Annotated in this window: 3 protein-coding genes and 1 pseudogene; 1 reads left to right on the forward strand and 3 read right to left on the reverse strand. The window is 46.2% G+C overall.

Features of this window, described 5'->3' with window-relative positions:
- Nucleotides 1-383: pseudogene (locus B3180_RS11285) on the forward strand (ferredoxin--NADP(+) reductase); the annotation flags it as partial.
- A gap of 5 nt (nt 384-388) precedes the next feature.
- Here B3180_RS11285 and B3180_RS11290 read toward each other — a convergent pair.
- The 3 genes from B3180_RS11290 to B3180_RS11300 form a co-directional block, all read right to left on the reverse strand.
- Nucleotides 389-667, reverse strand: a complete 279-nt coding sequence (locus tag B3180_RS11290; RefSeq protein WP_199494489.1) for a type II toxin-antitoxin system RelE/ParE family toxin — start codon at nt 665-667, stop codon at nt 389-391.
- Nucleotides 668-676: 9 nt separating this feature from the next.
- The gene (locus B3180_RS11295) at nt 677-949 is read right to left on the reverse strand and encodes a type II toxin-antitoxin system RelB/DinJ family antitoxin (protein ID WP_278355816.1); all 273 of its coding nucleotides are present in this window, start codon (nt 947-949) and stop codon (nt 677-679) included.
- 110 nt (nt 950-1,059) lie between these two features.
- Nucleotides 1,060-1,791, reverse strand: a complete 732-nt coding sequence (locus tag B3180_RS11300) for a DsbA family protein (protein WP_278355815.1) — start codon at nt 1,789-1,791, stop codon at nt 1,060-1,062.
- Between the last annotated feature and the right edge of the window lie 160 nt (nt 1,792-1,951).

Genomic DNA, 1,951 nt, shown 5'->3' on the forward strand with positions numbered 1-1,951 from the left:
CGTTTATTTCTATGCTGAGAACCGAAAAGCCATGGGAACGATTCAAACGCATTAACCTGGTACACGGTGTTCGTGTGGCAGAAGACCTGGTTTATCAGGGGCAAATAGAGCAGTGGCAACAAGAATACCCCGGGCAGCTGGGTTATCAGCCGGTGATTACCCGTGAAAACATTCCCGGAGCTCTATCTGCACGGATTCCAGAACTGATTAGCTCGGGTCAATTAAGTGATGCACTCGACACACCGTTGGATACCCGCGCGCAGGTGATGCTTTGCGGTAACCCTGACATGATAAAAGAGTCACGTGCCGCGCTGGCGGAACTGGGGCTTGCTAAGAACACCCGCCGCAAGCCCGGTAATGTGACTTCGGAAAACTATTGGTAAGACGCCTACGTAAATGGAAACTGCTGCTTCTCATGCAGCACGCGCAAAACTCGTATGTTGGTTCCGTCGATATAGTAAGGGACAAGCATTGAAATATCGGGGAGGATTAAAAGCCTTCCCTTTATATTCTCGCGTTTAACGCCAATATAGGGCTGCTCAAGCAATGTTTCGACTTTGCTTTGTATCAGTGAATCGGTTTGTTCTGCCACTATAGGGTTAAAATTGTAAAGAAACTCGAAAATCCTTTCTCTGTCTTTCAGGGCATCCTCTTCCCAATAAATCATTTGCACGCCTTATTTTCGAAATTGAGCTTTAAATTTTTCCATACGGCTTTTTGCCTGTTCGTTATCCATGAACTCAGACTGGCCAGATTCCAATTTCTGGAATGCCTGATTCACTTGTTCTGCAAGCCAGCTGTTCTGCGATAGCTGTTTTCGACGCTCCGATGCTAGCTGCTCGGCAAGTTGCCGACACGCGTCACTCAAAGTCCGACCTTCACTCTCAGCCTGCTGCTGCGCTAAGTGCTTTGTTTGTTCATCGATACGAAACTGAATTCTTGTTTCCATGATGGTTCTCTTCTAAATGTGTACTCACAAATGTTAGTACGAGCCGAAGCCTTTATCAAGTAATCCTTTAAAGAAGGGAGCTTGTAGCAAGCTCCCTATCTATTTCTCAGTTAATCTAGTTCAAACTGCTCGGTAGCTATGGTTTCCAGCTTGCCATAAGGGATGTAACCAGGCGTTACCTGCTGGCCAATGATAATAGTCGGTGTGCCGCGAAAGCCCAAGTCGCGAAACGCCGACATATTTTTGCGAATAACCGCCTCGCTCTCGCCGGACGGTGACAAAAAGGCCTCGGTACTCGTGACTTGCGCAACACTTTGCAGTGAATCAGCGGTGTGCATGCCTGACTTTTTCATCATTAAGTTGTGGGCTTCAAAGAATGCTTTAGAGTCATTGCGCCACAGGTTCAGTCCATAAAGTGCGGAATTGGTTTTGAGCCCATCGACCTGCTGTTGGCGTAAAGGCACGAAAATGTTCACGACCTGAATAGACGGGTATTCCTCAATCAGTTTATGAAGGCCAGGCTCTAACTTCTTGCAAAACGGGCAGTTGTAGTCGGTAAATACAACGATTTTATGCGGCGCATCTTTGTCACCTAAAATTGGATGTGCCGCCGACTGATACAGCCACTCCTGATGGTTAGCGAAGGCGTTTTTTTGCTCACTTTGCTGTTCTAAAAAGCGTTGCAAGCCCCTGTGAATGTTTGAAATTAGCTGTGGGTTTTCACGCAATAGCTGTTCGACTTTTTCCAAGTCTTCTTCTTGTTGCGGGTTTAAATCTTGCGCAAATACGTTGCTGCTAAAGATAAAAGCAACGATGAAAAACGTTTTATAGATAAAATTCATACTACTTTCCTACTTCAAAAAAACTGGTGAAACCAAAGCCGAATAAACAAACCCGGAGGCGTTGTGACTCCGGTTGTCGCTGAAACAATGTCACCGTTTTCAATAATGATGATGGTTGGCGTGGCAGATACCTGCCAGCCGTTTGATACGCGGTTGAGGT

It is taken from the genome of Idiomarina sp. UBA4206, from assembly GCF_002383015.1.
In the GTDB taxonomy this organism is placed as follows: Bacteria; Pseudomonadota; Gammaproteobacteria; order Enterobacterales; family Alteromonadaceae; genus Idiomarina; species Idiomarina abyssalis.